Raw genomic sequence first — 18,016 nt, forward strand, 5'->3', positions numbered from 1 at the left:
CCCCAGCCATGAATCAGCTCACTGCAGTCGCTCCCGGCCCGCTCGAACTCACCAGCGGTGAGGAGCAGTTCCTCACCTTTCAATGTGCCGGCGGCCAGTACGGCAGCAGCATCTTCGCGGTGAAGGAGATCATCCAGTACGGACAGGTCACTGACGTACCGCTGATGCCGGCCGAAATCCGCGGCGTGATCAACCTGCGCGGCCAGGTGGTGCCGGTGATCGACTTAGCTGTTCGTTTCGGCAGGCCGCCGGCCAGGATCTGCAAACGCTCGTGCATCGTCATCATGGAAGTCGACCGGGGCGAGCGGACACAGGAGGTCGGTGTGCTGGTCGATGCGGTCAATGAGGTGATCAACATCGCGGCCGCCGAGATCAACCCGGCACCGCATTTCGGCACCCAGGTACGGGCCGACTTCATCCGCGGCGTGGCCACGCTCAATCAGCGTCTGGTCATTCTGCTCGATGTGCAACATACCTTCGACTTTACCGAGCTCAGCGCAGCGGTGGCCGCGTTTAATCTCGAAGCGGAGCTGGTGTCATGATGGCCAATCACTCAGCAGTCGGCGACACGCAGGAAATCAGCGATGGCGAATTTCTGCGCTTCCGCCGCCTGCTGCAGCAACACGCCGGTATTGCCCTGTCGGACAACAAGAAGGCCCTGATTGCCAGCCGCTTGCAGAAGCGATTGCACACCCTGGGCATCGGCTACAGCGATTATCTGCAGCAGATCGAACACCCTGCACAGACTGAAGAGCGGCAATGTGCAATTGAATTGCTCACCACCAACGAAACCTATTTCTGGCGCGAGTCGGCCCACTTCGGCTTGCTGACCGAAGCCGCCCGCGGCGCGCAACAGGCCGGCCGCGAGTTTCGCGCCTGGAGCGCGGCCTGCGCGTCTGGCGAAGAGGTGTACAGCATGGCCATGGCATTGCAGAACCTGTGTGACCAGGGCCTTGGCCTGCGCTGGCAGATTCTCGGCAGTGACATCAGCATGCGCATGCTGCAACGCGCGGTTAAGGGTCACTACCCGCTGCAGCGCGCCCAGCAATTGCCGCGTGAACTGCTCAGCCGGTACTGCCTGCGCGGCACCGGCGAACAGCAGGGCAGCCTGCTGGTAGCACGCGAGCTGCGGCGCAATATCAGCTTTGCTGCGATCAATCTGATCGACGCGATGCCGCAGCTCGGCCGCTTCGATGCGATCTTTCTGCGCAATGTGCTGATCTATTTCGATGCCGAGACCAAACGTCGGGTGGTGCACAAGCTGATCAAGCATCTGCGCCCGGGCGGCCTGTTCTGTGTCGGCTTGGCGGAAAACCTCGGCACCCTGCTCGACGGCAGCATGGCCGGGCTGCAGTCGATCGCCCCCGGCGCCTACCGACTGAGCGAGCAGGAATGACCGTCTTGGCGCGCCAACCGGTCGAGCCGTTTGCAGCAGTGCCGTTTCAGCCCGGCCGCGCGCATCAGCTTGGCCCCGGCGACTGGATGGTCGGCCAGGGCAGCGGCACGGTGGAGACCCTGCTCGGCTCCTGCATCTGCCTCACCCTGTGGCATCCCAACACCCGACTCGGTGCCGCCTGCCACATCATGCTGCCCGAACCTGGCCCGCACGCCGAGCAGGATGACCCACGCTACGCGCCGGCAGCTGTAAGCCATATGCTGCGCGAACTCCGTCGGCGCGGCGCCAACCCACGCCAATGCCAGGCCAAACTGTTCGGCGGCGGCAAGATGTTCCACTGCAGCGGGCCGGATATTGGTCAGCGCAATATCGATGCCGTGCTCGACCTGCTGCAGCAGCAAGGCATGGCAGTGGCGGCTCAGTGCGTCGGTCGCGCCGGCTATCGGCGAGTCCGCTTCGACCTCAGCTCAGGCGCGGTGGAGCAACGTTTCGACAGCCTGCGCAGCATAGCCGATAGTTTCAGCAGCGAGCCGGGGCGCAGCTGATGCGCCCGACCGAGATCAAGGTGATGATCATCGACGACTCGGCCGTGGTGCGGCAGGTGCTGGGGGCGATGATCAACCAGGCGCCCGGCATGCGCCTGCTGGCGACCGCCAGCGATCCAATCGCCGCCCAGCCCAAGCTGTCGCTGGAATGGCCTGATGTAATCGTGCTCGATGTGGAAATGCCCAGGATGGACGGGGTCACCTTTCTGCGCCAGCTGATGGGCGAGCATCCGACCCCGGTGGTGATCTGCTCAACCCTGACCGAACACGGCACCGCCACCAGTCTGGAAGCGATGGCCGCTGGCGCAGTCGACGTGATCACCAAGCCCAGACTCGGCCTGAAGGATTTTCTCGCCGAGCAGGCCAGCTGTCTGTTGCAATCGATTCGCCAGGCCGCTCGCAGCCGGCCGCGCCTGCTGCGCCCGAGCCGCCCACCACCCGCGGTTTCAGCGCCACAGGCATTACCCAAGACCACCGACAAGGTGATCGCCATCGGCACCTCGACCGGCGGCACCCAGGCGTTGGAACTGGTGCTGACTGGATTGCCACGGGTGGTGCCGGGCATGGTGGTGGTGCAGCACATGCCAGAACGCTTCACCGCCGCGTTCGCCGCCCGGCTCGATTCGCTCTGCGCGGTCGAAGTGAAGGAAGCCGAACACGGCGATCGGGTGCTGCCCGGCCGGGTACTGATCGCGCCCGGCGGCCGGCACATGCGCCTGGCCCGCAGCGGTGCGCTGTATCGGGTGGAGATCAGCGACGGCCCGACGGTGAATCGGCACAAGCCCTCGGTCGATGTGCTGTTTCGTTCGGTGGCCCAGGCCGCCGGCCCCAATGCCACCGGCATCCTGATGACCGGCATGGGTGACGACGGCGCCCGCGGCCTAAAGGAAATGCAGGCCCAGGGCGCCTACACCATTGCCCAGAACGAAGCCAGCTGCGTCGTGTTCGGCATGCCGCGCGAGGCGATTCGATTGCAAGCCGTGAATGAAGTGCTGCCGCTCGATCAGATCGCACCGGCTATCGGCCGGATTGCACTTTGATCTATGGCTACTCACGCTCCTTGTGTCATCTTCTCACCGCGCCGGCAAGCCGCCGGGTGCTTGAACTTGAACAATTGGCTGGAAAGCCTGACTCTCAGAGCAATGAGCGAATGCCCGAAACCATGAACGCCTGGCGCGAGCGACCGGCCTGCCGGTCATCGACGAAGCCTGGAGACCGAATCGATGAAGAAGCGACGCGCAGATAGCTACTCCACCCTGGAGGTGGCGCGTTTGTTGAGTGTGACGGTGCAGACCGTTCAACGCTGGGTCGATGCTGGCCATCTGCAGGCCTGGCGCACCGTCGGCGGACACCGTCGCATCGATGCCAACAGCCTGCAGCAGTTTCGCCAGGCCAGTGGCGAACTGGCCCTAAGCCATCCCGAGCTGAGTCACAAAGTGACAGCGGAGGAGGTACTGGAACCCGTCGCGGAACCGCGCGTAGTGGTGGCCGACGATGACGAGGCCGACCGCGAACTGATCGGCTATCTGCTACATCGATTGCGGCCGAACTGGCAGGTCGAATTCGCCGAAAATGGCTTCGCCGCCCTGCTGGCGATCGGCCGTCACCGTCCCGACGTGCTGATCACCGATATCGTCATGCCCTATCTCAATGGTCCGGCCATGCTGCGTACGCTGATGGCCGACCCCGAACACAGCAGCATGGCCATTCTCGCCGTGTCCAGCCATTCTGCCGAAGAGATCCGCGAACTCGGCGGCCTGCCCGCTGGCGTGGCCTTCATCGGCAAGCCGCTGAGCCGCGAAGCGCTGAACGAATTCCTTAACAAGGCGATCAGTCGCGCGACCAGCACTGAAGCAGCGGTTTAGTTAGCCATCGGGAAGCGGTTCAATCTTTGGCATCGGTTGGGCCACAGGCCCACCCTACTCTCGCCTATAGCGGGCTGCTGAGACGCATTTCAGCAGCCTGATAGCGCGCGCCAAGAACGGAACGCGAAAACCTCCGTTCGCTCCCCAGGTATCGCAGGCGAGAGGGACCGCAAGAGGGCCATAGAGGGGCCGAAGTCGAGAGCACGGGAAGTGGGCGGGACCGCAATTGAAGCCAAAGCCATCCATCTTGGTGCTTTGGCCTGAGTCCAGCACCCTGTGCTAAGACGCCCGCGTACTGCGCCGCTCGTCACCCTCATGCACCAGGGTCGCCAAACGCTCCGGATCGAGCAGGCTGATCTTGCGCCCCTGCACCTTGATGACGCCCTCATCCTGTAGGCGCGAGAAAGTGCGGCTCACCGTTTCGATCACCAGACCCAGATAGCTCGCGATCTCTTCCCGGCTCATGCTGAGGCTGAAGCTCAGATGCGGCCGATGCAGCTGCTCCAGCCGGCTCGACATGCTGTGCAGCATCAGCGCCACGCGCTCGGTGGCGTGTCGGCGACCGAGCATCTCCAGATGATCGTGATCGCGATTCATGCTGCGCCCCATCACCTTCAGCAACTGGTGCTGCAGACTCGGAATCTTGGCCGCCACTCGCTCCAGATCCGCGAACGGCACTTCGCAGACCTGGGCCTCTTCCAGCGCCAGGGTTTCGCAGCGATGGCGGCCATTGCCCAGGCCGTCCAGCCCCATCAGCTCACCCGGCAGATGAAAGCCGATCACCTGCTCGTCGCCCGACTCGCTGATTGCCACCGTTTTAAACGCGCCCTCCCGGGCCACGAACAGCGAATGCATCTCTGCACCCGCTCGATACAGTGCGTCGCCACGCTGCAGCGGTCGGCGGTTCTTGACCAGATCCTCCAGCGTTTCCAGATCATGCGAAGTCACCCCGCCGCCCAGGCACAGCTCCTGCAACGAGCACTGGCCGCAGGACTTGCGCAGCGAGTTGAGATTGATGACCTTGGAGGTACTCATAGCGGTCGCAGTTTAGCAGCTGACTTGTGAGCACGGCGAAGGCAAAAGTAAACAAATCGCCGATCCCACGCACAGCCTCCCGGCTCCCTCAGTCCATGGAGACGGGGCTGTTGTGCGGGCCGCGACAAAGCGGCCGTGCACCCTGACAGGCCACTCTCCACCGCGTCTACTTACCCGCACCTTCAAAATGTCTCTGTAGCCAGCCATTCACCTCGTTATGCCAGTGAACACTGTTGGCGGGCTTGAGGATCCAGTGGTTTTCGTCGGGGTAGTAGACGAACTTGCTGTCGACGCCGCGGCGTTGCAGGGCGTGGAAGACTGCGAGGCTTTGTTCGACCGGGATGCGGAAGTCGAGTTGGCCGTGGATGACCAGCATCGGCACTTGCCACTGGCTGACCCGGGTAACGGGGTTGAATTTCTCGTAGTTGCCGGGCACTTGATAGGGGCTGCCGCCGTTCTCCCATTCGGTGAACCAGAGTTCTTCGGTGGCGTAGCCCATCATGCGTTGGTCAAAGACGCCAGAGTGGCTGACCAGGCAGCGCCAGGGCTGAGTCCAGACGCCGGCAATCCAGTTGACCATAAAGCCGCCATAGCTGGCACCGAGGGCGCAGGCGCGGTCGCCATCGAGGAAGTCGTACTTGGCCAGCGCGGCAGCCCAGCCTTTTTGCAGGTCTTCCAGCGGCTTGCCGCCCCAATCCTGGCTGATTGAGTCGGTGAAGGCCTGGCCATAACCGGTCGATCCGTGGAAATCGATGAACACCACGGCCCAGCCCTGGCCGGCATAGGTTTGCGGATTCCAGCGGTAGTGGAAGTTATTGCCCATCGAGCCCTGCGGGCCGCCATGGATGATGTAGGCGACTGGATACTTCTGCCCTTGCGTATAGTTCCAGGGCTTCACTACATAACCATGCACTTGTTCGTTGTTCCAGCCGGAAAAGCTGAACTGCTCGTATTCGCCCATGGCGATGTCGGCCAGGCGATCGCTGTTGAACCTGCTTAACTGACGGGTGCCGCGGCCTTGCGCATCGGCAACGAACAGTTGGGCCGGTTCGGTGAGCGTGCTGCGGGCGAATACCAGGTGCTTGCCGACCTGATCAAAGCCGGCCACGCTGCCGCCGCCGGCCAGCTTGCTGGCCTTGCCAGTCTTGATGTCGATGGCGAACAGCGCGTGCTCGCCAAGATCATTGCTGTCGGTGAGCAGGCGCTTGCCATCGGCGGCCAGGGCCAGGCTGCCGGCCGAGCGATCCCAGCTCGGGGCGATTTCACGGGTTGCACCGCTGGCCAGGTCACGGGCCATGATGGCGAAGCGATCGGCCTCGAAACCGGGTCGCTGCATCGCCAGGTAATACAGGGTCTTGCCATCGGCCGAGAACAGAGGATTGGCATCCCAGGCCTTGTTGGCTTCGGTGAGATTGCTCGGTGCGGCGCTGCCGTCGGCCGGCACCGAGTAGAGATCGAAATTGGTCGACCAGGCCTCACTGCTGCCGCCCAATCGTGCACTGAACACCAGGCTGCGCCCGTCGGCCGACCAGGCGTAGTCGGCATTGCCGCCGAACGGTTTGCTGCTGATATCGCCATCGACCCCGGCGCTGACCCGAATCGGCGCGGCAAGCTTGCCGTCTTCGCCAATGGCAGCCACGAACAGCTGGTTGCGTCGGCCGTCGGCCCAGGTATCCCAATGGCGCACGAACATGGCATCGAACACCTGGGCGCTGTGCTTTTCTGCCTTGCGCGCGTCGAGGCGCTGGGTGGTGCAGGCGAGATCAGGGCAGTCGGTGAACACTTCCAGGCTGAAGGCCACCTGCCCGCCATTGGGCGAGAGTTGGTAATTCAGCACGTCGAGCGGCAGCTCGGAGACGGCCTGCGCCTCGCCGCCGGCCAGATCCAGGCGCCAGAGTTGATTTAAGCCACTGCGCGAGGAGAGGAAATACAGCGATTGGCCGTCGGCTGACCAGCTCGGCTCGCTGGCATTGCTCTCGAGCTCAGTCATTCGCCGCGGCTCACCGTTGGCTAGTGACTGCAGCCACAGCGCGGTGCGGCCCTTGTTGGCCTCCATATCGGTGCGGCGCAGCAGGTAGGCCACCTGCTTGCCGTCCGGCGACAGGGTTGGCGCAGAAACGCGCTCGAACTGGACCAGATCTTCGACCGCCATCCCGCGCTCGACCGCCCCTGCATGGCCGATGACAGCGGCCAACGCGATTCCCAGACTGACTCGCAACATCACCACCCTCCCAATCAGGTCAGCGGGCGATGGTAGGCCTCCGCCCGGCGATTGACTAGCCGCAGGCGCCGCGCTTGCGCCTATACTCGCGGGCTTGCGGGGAGCGAGGGATTGAGCCTGGTGGCGCAACGCCCCCTCTCCCCCCCCTCCCGCCAGAGGAGAGGGGCTTGCCAGGATGGGCTTCGGCAGTGTCGAGTGCGGCTTGATCGGCATGCTGGAGATTCGGGATCGCCGAGTAACGCGACGATCCCCTACCCTTGACCTTTGCGCAAGGGGATTTTAACAACGCGTTCCGACTGCTGAGGGTGGTCGAGCGCATGACTTGAACAACCAGGGGAGGATGCGCGTGTCCCACGCCACCCAGCTCAGCAACGATGATTTTCTTGGCCATCCCAAGGGCCTGTATGTCTGCTTCTTCACCGAGATGTGGGAGCGCTTTTCGTTCTATGGCATGAAGGCGCTGCTGTTTCTGTATCTCACCAAGTACCACCTGTTCGGCGACGATGCCGGCTATGAGGTGATCGGCGCCTATGGTGGCCTGGTGTACGCGATTCCGGTGCTGGGCGGCCTGCTGGCCGACCGCTATCTCGGTATGCGCAAGGCAGTGATCTTTGGCGGCATTCTGTTGGTGCTCGGTCATTTGGGCATGGCGGTGGAAGGTGAGCAGGCCTCCAGCGTCAATGGTGTGGTGCAACGCGACGATGCGGCACTGCTGGTTTTCTATACCTCGCTGGCCTTGATCATTGCCGGCGTCGGCTTTCTCAAGCCCAATATTTCCACCATCGTCGGCCGACTCTATTCCGAGGATGACCCACGTCGCGACTCCGGTTTTTCGCTGTTCTATGCCGGCATCAATCTGGGTGCCCTGTTCGCCTCGCTGATCTGCGGCTTCCTCGGTGAGACCTACGGCTGGAAGTACGGCTTTGGCGCTGCCGGCATCGGCATGGTGCTGGGCCTGGGCATGTTCCTCTGGGGTCAGCGCTATCTGCATGGCAAGGCCGAAGCGCCGGATGCTGCCTGGCTGAAGGCAGGTGGAATTCCAGGACTGAACCGTGAGTTCAGTATCTATCTTGCTGCGGTACTGGCGGTGCCGGTGATTGCCGGGTTGATGTGGGCGGTGGGCAATGGCGTCGGCAGATTGGGCGAGCATTGGTCGCCGGCCCTGGCGTTGATGTCGCTGATGATGACCGGCGTCATCATCTGGTTTATGCAGTTCACCCTGAGCCAATGCAGCAAGGTCGAGCGCGACCGCATGATCGCCCTGATGGTGCTGATCTTCATGGCGCTGATCTTCTTCACCCTGTACGAGCAGACGTATGGCTCCTGGGTGGCCTTTACCGATCGTTTGCTCAACAAGGAGCTGTTTCCCAGCTTTGTGATTCGCGAGGGCACGCCGATGCCGTGGTCGATCGCTTCCCTGCTGCTGGCGCCGCTGTCCTTTGTCATCGCTGCCAAGCTGTCCGATCGCAACGCCAGCTCCCAGGCCCCCAAGCTGGTATTCACCGGCATTTTTGCCCTGGTATTGGTGCTCCTGGTGCGCGACCTGCTGGTGCTGCCGCAAACCGCCGGTTCGCTGACCTTCCTCGGCGCCATGTTCATCGTGCTGCTGGCACCGATCTTCACCGTCCTGTGGGGCTGGCTGGATCGCTATCAGCTGAATCCGACCAAGCCGACCAAGTCGGCTATCGGCCTGCTGTTCGGCGGTCTCGCCTTTATCCCTCTGGCGATGGCGGCAGAACAAGTCGGCAGCACCGGCCAGATGGCCAGCGTGTGGTGGTTGGTGCTGGCCTACTTCATCCTTGAAATCGGCGAGATGTGCCTGTCGCCGGTCGGTCTGTCGGCGGTCACCCAGTTGTCGGTGGCGCGGGTTGCCGGCCTGATGATGGGCACCTGGTTCCTGGCTACCGCGTTCTCCGAGGTACTGGCCGCACAGTTCGGCAAGCTGGCCTCGATCGAGATTCCCGAGGGCGAGGCGATCAATCTGGTCGAAGCAGCCAGCAAGTACGCGGATTTGTTCTGGCTGATGACCACAATCGGTATCGGCTGTGCCGTCCTGGCTGGCCTGTCGATTCCCTTGGTGCGGCGGATGATGCACGGCGTCAAGTAGCGGGATGCTGAAGCACCTCCGTCCGGGAGTTGTTCAGCGCAACCGTCGAACCAGGGCGCCGCTGTAGCCGCCTGTGTCAGACTCGCCGCATCGAACTGTGAGCAGGCCGATGCGGCGCTTTCTGTTGTCCACGCTGAAGCTGGTAGCGATGGCCTACCTGCTGTTTCTCGCCCTGCTGTTCATGCAGCAGCGCGCGATGATGTTTCCCGGCGTTGCGCTGCAGTCCGGTACGGGGCACGTCCCGACGGGCGCGTCGAACGAGATCGCCCTTCCGGCCTCCTTTGGCCAGGTCAAGGCATGGTGGTTGGAAGCCGAACGCGCCGAGCCGCCTTCCGCCGCTGTGCTGTATTTTCACGGCAACTACGAACTTGCCGAACATAGCATCGAGTTACTCAAGCCTCTGAACAGGTTGGGCCTGCACGTCCTGCTGATCGAATACCCCGGCTATGCCGGCAGTGACGGCGCGCCCTCGCGTGACAGCCTGCGTGAAGCGGCGCGCGTCGGCTATGACTGGCTGGCAGCGCAACCGCAGGTGGATACCGAGCGGATCATCGCCATGGGCCGCTCCATCGGCACCGGGCCGGCCAGCGAACTCAGCCTCGATCGCCCGCTGCGCGCCATCGTCCTGCTATCACCCTTCACCGCGATCCGCGATTTCGCCTGGCGCATGCTGGCGCCGCCGCTACTGATTCGCGACCCGTTCGATAACCGCGCTGCCCTGCGCCAGTTCAGTGGCCCCGTGCTGCTGTTCCATGGCCGAGATGACGAAATCATTCCGTTCGCGCACAGTCAGGCCCTGCTAGCCGCTGCCGATCGTGCCGAACTGATCGAGATGCCGGGCGGCCACAACGACGCGCCCTACTTCGAGGCTGCGTTCATGCGGCAGCTGCAGGCCTTTCTGCAACGCGAAGCCGTGTTGCCCGCAGATTGATCGAATGCGCCGTGGGCGCACTGGACAACCCGGTGGCTACACCTTAACCAATTGCTTGGCAAACCTGGCGGTCAACTCGGGCGCTGGCAGGGCTTTGGAGAAATGAAAGCCCTGCCCTTCAGTGCAACCTCGCTGCTTGAGGAAGTCGAGCTGCGCCTGGTTCTCCACCCCCTCCGCCGTCACCCGCAGTTTCAGCGCCCGGCCCAGCTCGATCACTGCCACGGCGATCGCCTCATCCTCCTGATCGCCCGGAATATCGGCGACAAAGCTCTGGTCAATCTTCAGCCGTTCAACCGGGAAGCGCTTGAGGTAGGCAAGACTGGAATAGCCTGTACCGAAGTCATCGATCGACAACCTCACACCCAGTTCCCGCAGCGACTTGAGTCGCGCCATGGCTTCGTTGGCATCCACCACCAGGATCGATTCGGTCAGTTCAAGCTCCAGGCATTCCCCCGGCACCTGATGACGCTCAAGCGCTTCGGCCACCAGTTTCACGAAGCCTGACTGATTGAATTCCACGGCGGAGATATTGATCGCCACCGGCAGCAGCAATCCTGCCTTGCGCCAGGCACCGGCCTGGGTCACCGCCTGATCCAACACCCAGGCGCCCAACGGCACGATGGCGCCACTTTCCTCCGCGACCGGAATGAAACGCGCCGGCAGCACATTGCCATACTCCTCATCGTGCCAGCGCGCCAAGGCCTCCACACCCACCACCTGACCGCTGTTCAAGTCGACCTTGGGTTGGTAATGCAACTGCAGACGCCCCTGTTTCAAGGCCTGACGCAGGGCCTGATCGAGCTTGACCCGCGCCAGCAGACCGATATTCATCTGTCGCTGATAGAAGCGAAAATCCGAACGGCCGCGCTCCTTCACGGCATACATCGCCGAGTCGGCATTCTTGATCAGCTCGTCCATGTCGGTGCCATCGCCCGGATACATGGCAATGCCGATGCTACAGCTGAGGTTGAACCGCATATCATCCAGTTCAATCGGCTCTGCCAACGCATTCAATACACGCCGTGCTGCAGTTTCGGCCCCCACCGCATCGACCTTGTTCAACAGCAAGATGAACTCATCGCCGCCCAGTCGTGCGGCGGTATCCACCTGCCGCAGGCACAGTCGCAGTCGTTCGGCCACTTCGACCAGAACGCGATCGCCGAAGGCATGGCCCAGCGAATCATTGATCTGCTTGAATCGATCAAGATCGATGAAAAAGGTGGCGAAGCTTTGCTTCGAGCGCACGGCGTGGGCAATGGCCAGCTGGAATCGCTCTTGCAGCATCACCCGGTTTGGCAGGCCGGTCAGCGCATCACTGTAGGCGAGCTCCTCGATCCGGCGTTGTGCCTCGCGTGCCTCGGTAAGATCCTTGAAGAAGCCGATATAGCTTTCATCCCCTGCCTCGCTCTTCGGCACCCGCACCAGAGACAGCAGGCAGGGATAGGCTTCGCCGCTCTTGCGCCGCGCCCACAGCTCGCCTTGCCAGTAGTCGTGCTCGATCAGCGATTCCTGCAATTGTGCAAATGACTTGCCGCTTTCACGCTCGGCCAGAAATCGCTCACTGCTGAGATGCTCGATCTCGTCGTCGGCAAAACCAGTCATGCGCTGAAACGCCGGGTTGGCCGCAATCAGATCGAGCCGTGGATTGGCAACGAAGATCGCATCGATGCTGGATTCGAACACGCGGGCGGCCAGCTTCAGCCGGGCTTCGTCGGCCAGTCGCTGGGTGACATCGCGAAAGGAAAACACCCGACCAATCGGCCGGCCGCGGGCATATTGCGGCAGGGTGACGCGGTCGAGCACCTTGCCCGAACGCAGCACCAGCAGATCCTGCGCTTCCAACAGGGGCGAACGGTCGATCTGCCCTATGCGCTGGCTATAGCTATCCTTGTCCGTAACATGCTGTTCCATCCAGGCAAACACCGCCTGATCGTCACGCTTGGTAAGCAGCATTTCCGGCAGATCCCACATCTCGGCGAACCGGTGGTTATAGCCGCGGATGGCGCCGTCCATATCCAGCACCAGAATGCCGTCGGCGGTGGATTCGAGCGTGGCGCGAAGCTCGGAGATGATGGTTTCGAGCTCGTGCTCGGCACGATGCTGAGCCGAGCGATCGAGCATGGCGACGACGTAGAAGGCCGGGCCACCGCTGAAGGCCAGCTTGCTGACCCGGCGGTCAATCTGCACCAGGCTGCCGTCGGGTCGAGTGACCAGGGTTTCCGAATAGATATTGTCAGAGCGGCCGGCGGCGACGTCTTCCCAGAAAAACACATCCTGTGAGGTGCTGGCGAAATCGACCACCGGGCGCCCCAGCATCTGTGAGCGCGGCAGGCCGAACAGCGCTTCGGCCGCCCGATTGACGCCGCGCACGTGCAAGTCGATAGCATCGACCAGCCAGACCGCCTCCAGCACACCTTCGATCAGCGGCTGGATGGCATGTGGCGTCATGCAGCGACAATATCCTCGCCGCTCAAGCGGGCGCGCTCGAAGAAGTAGCACATGCGCTTGCGTGGCGACAGGTAATCGAACACCGCACGCGGCAGCTGCAGCGGCTTGATACTGCGCTGCACACCAAGATCGCGAAAATCCTCCAGATCGAGAATGATCGAGTCTTCGGCCGGCACTTCTTCGCTGTACACCACCACACGCGGTTTCAGCGGTCGCATCGGGTTCACGGCAACAGACAGGGCGAAGCGATTGTCAGTGAGTTGCACCACCGAGCCTGGCGGGTACACGCCCATCATGCGGATGAACACCGCCATGGTGGTGGCGTCGAACTGCTGCCGATGCTTGGCGAACATGATCGCCAGCGCATCGTGCGGGGTGGCGGCCTGAGCCGGATTGCCCGGATTGACCAAGTTGTCGTAGTAGTTGACCAGACACACCACTTTCGATGCGGCGGACAATTGCTCGCCCTTCAGCCCCAGGGGATAGCCACTGCCATCGCAATTCTCGTGATGCTCGTTGATCACCCTGATCACCGACGGGCGCAGACCCATCCGCTGGCCGATACCGATGCCGTGCTCCACATGCTGCTGGAACACCTTGCGTTCCGCTGCCGTGCTGGGGTCGTCGGCAAAATGCAGCCGATCGGGCAGGTCGAGCTTGCCGATGTCATGCAGCAAGGCGCCTTGACCGATGGTCAACAGGGTTTCCTCGTCCAGGCCACAGGCACGGCCAAGCAGTACCGACAGCACGGTCACGTTCAAGGGATGCAGGCTGGTTTCCTCTCCGGCCTTTTCTGACAGCAGGCGAATCGCCACTTCGCGCTCGTCGGTCATCTCGGCCACCATCGAGCCGATCAGATTCTCGACCTCTTCGCGGGCCATCTCCGGCTGACCACGGGCCGTCTGGATCACCGAGCGAAACGCTCTGGAGGCCTGACTGAAGGCACGCTCGCAGCGTTCGAGACTGGCCTGCTGAGCCAGCAACTGTTCGCGCCGCGCGGCTTTGGCCAGATCTTCAGGACGCTTGCCGTCCGGAACTTGCGCCACGACCGCAGGTTCGACGCTCGGCTCTGTACCGCTCAGCTCAGCATCGCTCAAGGGCTCGACGTCACTGCGATCGGGCGAATAGCGAATGCGCTGCAGACCGAGGTTGCGCAGGGTGTCGATCTGATCCTGGCTGCGCAACTTGAAGCTGTTGAACGGAAACGGGTGCTCGGTCCAACTCAAATCGAGGTAAACGAACAGGCCGATACGCAAGCGTGCGATATCGATCAGTCTCGCCTGACTATCCGCCATCCGCTGACCTCCAAAGCGGGCTACCGCCTGCCGCGGCATCCCTGGCCCAGTCGACGGCTCATTTAAGCATGAGCCCGTGGAGCTTGGATACTGCGACGACCGTCACGTGACGCCGACTTTGACAGCTTTCCTCATCGTTTGGACTGTCGACCCTGCAGCGCTGCGGATAAGATGATCCTTAGACGTCGGCAGCCGCGAAATGTGAAAATCGCGCGAATAAAACTGCCCGATACTCGCGGTGCCACGCTTGCGCTAAGGATTCTTATGGAAGCCGCTGTAAGCAATTTGCAAACCTGGTCAGAACGGCTGTCAGAACGCTCACTGCCGGCCTTCGCCCAGACCGCGGCGCAGATCATCAATCGTAGCAATGACGTGGAAAGCTCGGCCGCTGAACTCGCACGCTGCGTGTTGCAGGACATGTCGATGACCGCCCGCCTGCTGCGCATGGCCAACAGCAGCTATTTTGCGCCGCCCGGCACCCGCATCAACACGGTCAGTCGCGCCATCGTGATGCTGGGTTTCGACACGGTGCGCGATCTCAGCCTGTCGATCGCCGTGATCGACAGCCTGTGGGTCGGACCGCATCGCGATCAGGTCGCCAACGCCATGGCCACTGCCTTTCACAGCGCCATGCAGGCGCAGAAGCTGGCCCAACTCAGCCATCATCCAAGCGCAGAAGAGGTCTACATCGCCACCTTGCTCTCGCACCTGGGCGAAATGGCGGTGATGTGTTTCCTCGATGATATTGGCGACGCGCAGCGACAGCGATTGCTTGACACCCTCGGCCGGCCGCCGGCCGAGCGCGAATCGGTGGAACGTGACGTGTTGGGTTTCGCCCTACGCGATCTGACCGCCGTGCTGAACAAGGATTGGCGGCTCAGCTCCGCCCTCACACAGGCCCTTGATCGCAGCTCGCCGATGAACACCGCCAGCAGTCTGATCGGGCATGGCAACAGCCTGGCCTACCTACTGCGGCACAAGGGCGAGGGCCCTGAACTTAACACGTTGATCAATGAAATCTCCAAGTCCCTGCACATCTCAAGTCGCGACTTGCACAGTGCCGTGTGGCAGGTGGCACAACAAACAGCCGATACACTCAGAGCACTCGGTGCACCAGCGGTGGCTGATCTCGTTCCACACACGCCTGCCACGCCGCGGTCACCGACAGCAGACAGCGCCGCTCAGGCCGAGGTCGCCGACCAGGCAGCTGCTGTGCCGAACACCAAGCCGGCAGCGCCCAGCACGCTGTGGCCGCAGGGTGACGCTCATCTGCAGCTGGCCATCATTCGCGACCTTTCGCAGACCTTGCTGGAAGGCAAGCCCAGCGCCATCACCCTGATGGAGGTCGTGCTGGAAGGCGTGTTTCGCGGCGTCGGCATGGATCGCGTCGTCTTTGCCCTGCTCACGCCGGACCGCAGCCAGCTGAGGGCGCGTAGCAGCCTGATCGCCGACGGCGCCAACTTCAGTCCGCCATTTGAGTTTTCGATTCGTGATGGCGAAACCTACGGCTTTTCGGCCTGGCTCAAGCAGACCGAACCGGCATGGTTGCAGGGCGAGCTACCGCCTGTTCCTGCCAGCAAGACGATGCGCGCCTTGAATGGCGGTCATTGTTTTTTTGCCCCCTTGTGGGTAGGCAGTACCGCCATCGGCGGCCTGTATGCCGACCGCGCGCCCAGTGGCCGACCGCTCGATGCCGAACTGTTCCAGCAGTTCAAGATGTTTGCCCAACAGGCGCGCATGGGACTTGGGTTTATCAAGCAGAGAGCCGTGATTCGTGATTCGTGATTCGTGATTCGTGATTCGGGATTCGGGATTCGGGATTCGTGATTCGTGATTCGGGATTCGGGATTCGGGATTCGTGATTCGTGATTCGGGATTCGGGATTCGGGATTCGGGATTCGGGATTCGGGATTCGGGATTCGGAGTTCGCCTTGACCCGAAGCGGCTTCAAGCCCCTCTCCCCTGGAGGGAGAGGGGTTGGGGTGAGGGGGAATGCCGCCCGCCGCCCCCTCACCCCCGACCCCTACCCAGGAACCTCGCTATGCGAGGCCCCTGGGCAGGCAAAGATCGGCTCGCTAACCCCACCCCGGCCCTCCCCGAACATCGGGGAGGGAGTTCCGGGGCACCAGCCGGCGCGCGTTGTCAGTGCGCATCGATCTCTCCCTCCAGGGGAGAAGGGAGCAACGGCGCATCTTTGGCGAATCAATAGGTTGCGATATCGGTTCATGGAAAGAGACCGATTCGCACTGACGACGTCGCGCCGGTTGTGGTTGAGACGACGAGTCGAATCGAAACAAAGTGTTCAAGTCAATCGATTACGGAAAGAACTCGGCCTGCCAGCGCTGGTAGCGTTGCTCGCCGATACGGGTGGCCCGCGCGTTGGGCGTGAAGCGGGCTGCTACTCGAGGCGCGGGCAGTTCGATGCCGTGAATTCGCCAGAGCAGGCGGGCGGCGCCGTAGGCGCTCAGTTCGTCCTCATCCACGGTGTACAGCGCACGTTGCAGGCTGTTGGCCAACAGCTGACAGAAGTCCTCTGAACGACTCAGTCCACCACCGAGCGCTATCGGATCTGAGCCGGCAGCGCGCATGCAGTCGATGTTTCGGCGCAACAGAAAGGCGATGCCTTCGGCCACCGCGCTGATGGCGGCCGCATCATCGGCCGGCTCGGCACTGAATTCGAAGCGCGGCAACGCTCGCCAGTCGGGTGAGCCGAGCCCGCTCGGGGCTGGTAGGCAGAGCGGTGCATCGCGCCCGGGTGAACGGATCGCTTGCCAGGGCGTGCTGTGCCAATGCCTTTGTTTGGCCAACCACTCGAACGCGGCACCGGCGGCGTTCACCGTGCCTTCCGCCGTCGCGTCCGGCGTATCCGCTGTGGGCAGCAAGCTACGCAGCAATCCCGGCCCGGCTTCGCCTGGGCTGAGCACGAATGCGCCGGTGCCCAGATTGATGATCGTCGGTGAAGTGCCGTGTTCAGAGAGTGCGGCCGGCAATAGATTCTGGTCACCGGCCTGCAACTCACAGCGCAAGCTCGTTGCCGTTGACCACGGCAGGCTGCCGAACAGCTCGACCTGCACGTCGGGCTGCGGTCTGGGCAGCCAGTCGGCACGCAGCCCGAACAGCGCACAGGCCGACGCCGACCAGGTCAGACGCTGGATATCGAACAGCAGACTGCGCTGGGCCAAGGTGTAGGCGCAGCGAGCCTGCGCTTCGCCGATCAGCGCCTGCTGCAGGAAGCTGGCCAGCGGGCCGATCAACGCCTGTCCGGTCTGCAGCCGGACGCGCAGACCATCGACGTGTTCGACCAGCCAGCCCAGTTTGCTGGCGCCGACAAAGGCATTCGGGCGCAGGCCGGAGATGCGCTGCAATTCCGGCCAGTGCTGGCGGCAGGCTTCGATGCGATCGGCGGCGCGACTATCCTGCCAGCTCAACACCGGGCTGAGCGGTCGGCAATCGTCTCTACTCCAGGCCAGCACGCTGGCCCGCTGACAGCTGATCGCAAGCGGAACACCCTGTTCAGGGGGCTGAAGCTGGGCCAGCACCGCGCCGATCGATTGCCGACACGCCTGCAGCAGCGCTGCCGCATCATGCTCCACCCGACCGCGAGCCGGATGCGCGGTGGCGATCGGCTCCATCGACTGTGCCAGCCGCTCGCCCGAGGCCAGGTAGGCAAAGCAACGGGCGGCATGGCCGCCCAGATCCAGGACCAGAACGACGCCAGCCACCGTTTAACCCGGATATTTCATGAGGTCGCGCCGAAAGATCCGGCAATTCCAAGCGGGGCGAGAGTTTCGACCGATGGTATTGAGATAACAGAGTGTTCGCGATCTTTCGGCGCTGGCACGGCCCTCATTCGGCCGCTGCGCGGCTACGCAGGGCATTCGCCCTGAGGTCCTTTGCGCCGATTGCCGCGTTGTTCGGCTGCTGTCGCAGCTACGCGGGACTGCGTCCCGATCTCGCCCAAGTGGGCCCACCACTTGGGCTCGTCGCGCCTTGCACTCGACGCAAAGTCCTCGGTGATCATCCGCACCCCTCATGAAATATCCGGGTTAGCCCGGATATTTCATCAGAAGAATGAGTGACGGCGTGGTTTTCCCTTAAGATTCAGTTGTCTACGCTGAATAACAAGGACCACGCCGTCATGACAGAGTGTACCGTTCAAGGCGAACTTTTTGG

At 62.6% G+C, this 18,016-nt stretch carries 13 protein-coding genes; 8 read left to right on the forward strand and 5 right to left on the reverse strand.

The genetic code is table 11. The annotated features are described in order from the left end of the window. Positions 1-8: 8 nt before the first annotated feature. The 5 genes from IFO71_RS15755 to IFO71_RS15775 all read left to right on the forward strand — a co-directional run bounded on the left by IFO71_RS15755 (position 9) and on the right by IFO71_RS15775 (position 3,806). Positions 9-542, forward strand: coding sequence for a chemotaxis protein CheW (locus tag IFO71_RS15755; RefSeq protein ID WP_192030617.1), 534 nt, complete (start codon positions 9-11; stop codon positions 540-542). After that, entirely contained in the window at positions 539-1,396 is an 858-nt protein-coding gene (locus tag IFO71_RS15760) for a CheR family methyltransferase (RefSeq protein ID WP_192030618.1), read from the forward strand. Before IFO71_RS15755 ends, IFO71_RS15760 begins: the two co-directional genes overlap by 4 nt. Further along, positions 1,393-1,941: a chemotaxis protein CheD gene (locus IFO71_RS15765; RefSeq protein WP_192030619.1), complete on the forward strand. Its 549-nt coding sequence runs from the start codon at positions 1,393-1,395 to the stop codon at positions 1,939-1,941. The genes IFO71_RS15760 and IFO71_RS15765 overlap by 4 nt, the downstream gene beginning before the upstream one ends. Further along, positions 1,941-2,981 (forward strand): protein-glutamate methylesterase/protein-glutamine glutaminase, encoded by a 1,041-nt coding sequence (locus IFO71_RS15770; RefSeq protein ID WP_192030620.1) that lies wholly within the window; start codon positions 1,941-1,943, stop codon positions 2,979-2,981. The genes IFO71_RS15765 and IFO71_RS15770 overlap by 1 nt, the downstream gene beginning before the upstream one ends. Before the next feature lie 183 nt (positions 2,982-3,164). Next, positions 3,165-3,806: a response regulator gene (locus IFO71_RS15775; RefSeq protein WP_192030621.1), complete on the forward strand. Its 642-nt coding sequence runs from the start codon at positions 3,165-3,167 to the stop codon at positions 3,804-3,806. Positions 3,807-4,085: 279 nt separating this feature from the next. Here IFO71_RS15775 and IFO71_RS15780 read toward each other — a convergent pair whose 3' ends face one another. Both IFO71_RS15780 and IFO71_RS15785 read right to left on the reverse strand, forming a co-directional pair. Next, complete coding sequence (locus tag IFO71_RS15780) at positions 4,086-4,841, reverse strand: helix-turn-helix domain-containing protein (RefSeq protein ID WP_192030622.1); 756 nt, start codon at positions 4,839-4,841, stop codon at positions 4,086-4,088. A gap of 166 nt (positions 4,842-5,007) precedes the next feature. After that, positions 5,008-7,062 (reverse strand): S9 family peptidase, encoded by a 2,055-nt coding sequence (locus IFO71_RS15785; RefSeq protein ID WP_192030623.1) that lies wholly within the window; start codon positions 7,060-7,062, stop codon positions 5,008-5,010. Between the two features lie 346 nt (positions 7,063-7,408). On the opposite strand from IFO71_RS15785, the gene IFO71_RS15790 reads away from it, so the two are divergent. Then, complete coding sequence (locus IFO71_RS15790) at positions 7,409-9,169, forward strand: peptide MFS transporter (protein WP_332309388.1); 1,761 nt, start codon at positions 7,409-7,411, stop codon at positions 9,167-9,169. A 109-nt stretch (positions 9,170-9,278) separates the two neighbouring features. After that, positions 9,279-10,100, forward strand: coding sequence for an alpha/beta hydrolase (locus tag IFO71_RS15795; RefSeq protein WP_192030625.1), 822 nt, complete (start codon positions 9,279-9,281; stop codon positions 10,098-10,100). A gap of 36 nt (positions 10,101-10,136) precedes the next feature. Here the strand turns inward: IFO71_RS15795 and IFO71_RS22335 are convergent, their stop codons facing one another. Together IFO71_RS22335 and IFO71_RS15805 are read right to left on the reverse strand one after the other, a co-directional pair. Further along, positions 10,137-12,548 (reverse strand): sensor domain-containing protein, encoded by a 2,412-nt coding sequence (locus IFO71_RS22335; RefSeq protein ID WP_192030626.1) that lies wholly within the window; start codon positions 12,546-12,548, stop codon positions 10,137-10,139. After that, positions 12,545-13,843 (reverse strand): HD-GYP domain-containing protein, encoded by a 1,299-nt coding sequence (locus IFO71_RS15805; protein WP_192030627.1) that lies wholly within the window; start codon positions 13,841-13,843, stop codon positions 12,545-12,547. Before IFO71_RS15805 ends, IFO71_RS22335 begins: the two co-directional genes overlap by 4 nt. Before the next feature lie 264 nt (positions 13,844-14,107). On the opposite strand from IFO71_RS15805, the gene IFO71_RS15810 reads away from it, so the two are divergent. Beyond that, positions 14,108-15,628 (forward strand): HDOD domain-containing protein, encoded by a 1,521-nt coding sequence (locus IFO71_RS15810; RefSeq protein ID WP_192030628.1) that lies wholly within the window; start codon positions 14,108-14,110, stop codon positions 15,626-15,628. A 530-nt stretch (positions 15,629-16,158) separates the two neighbouring features. On the opposite strand, the gene IFO71_RS15815 is transcribed toward IFO71_RS15810, so the two are convergent. After that, positions 16,159-17,565: an FGGY family carbohydrate kinase gene (locus IFO71_RS15815; protein ID WP_192030629.1), complete on the reverse strand. Its 1,407-nt coding sequence runs from the start codon at positions 17,563-17,565 to the stop codon at positions 16,159-16,161. Positions 17,566-18,016 lie beyond the last annotated feature (451 nt).

The sequence above is a fragment of the Pseudomarimonas arenosa genome (genome assembly GCF_014841215.1).
GTDB classification, from domain to species: domain Bacteria; phylum Pseudomonadota; class Gammaproteobacteria; order Xanthomonadales; family Xanthomonadaceae; genus Pseudomarimonas; species Pseudomarimonas arenosa.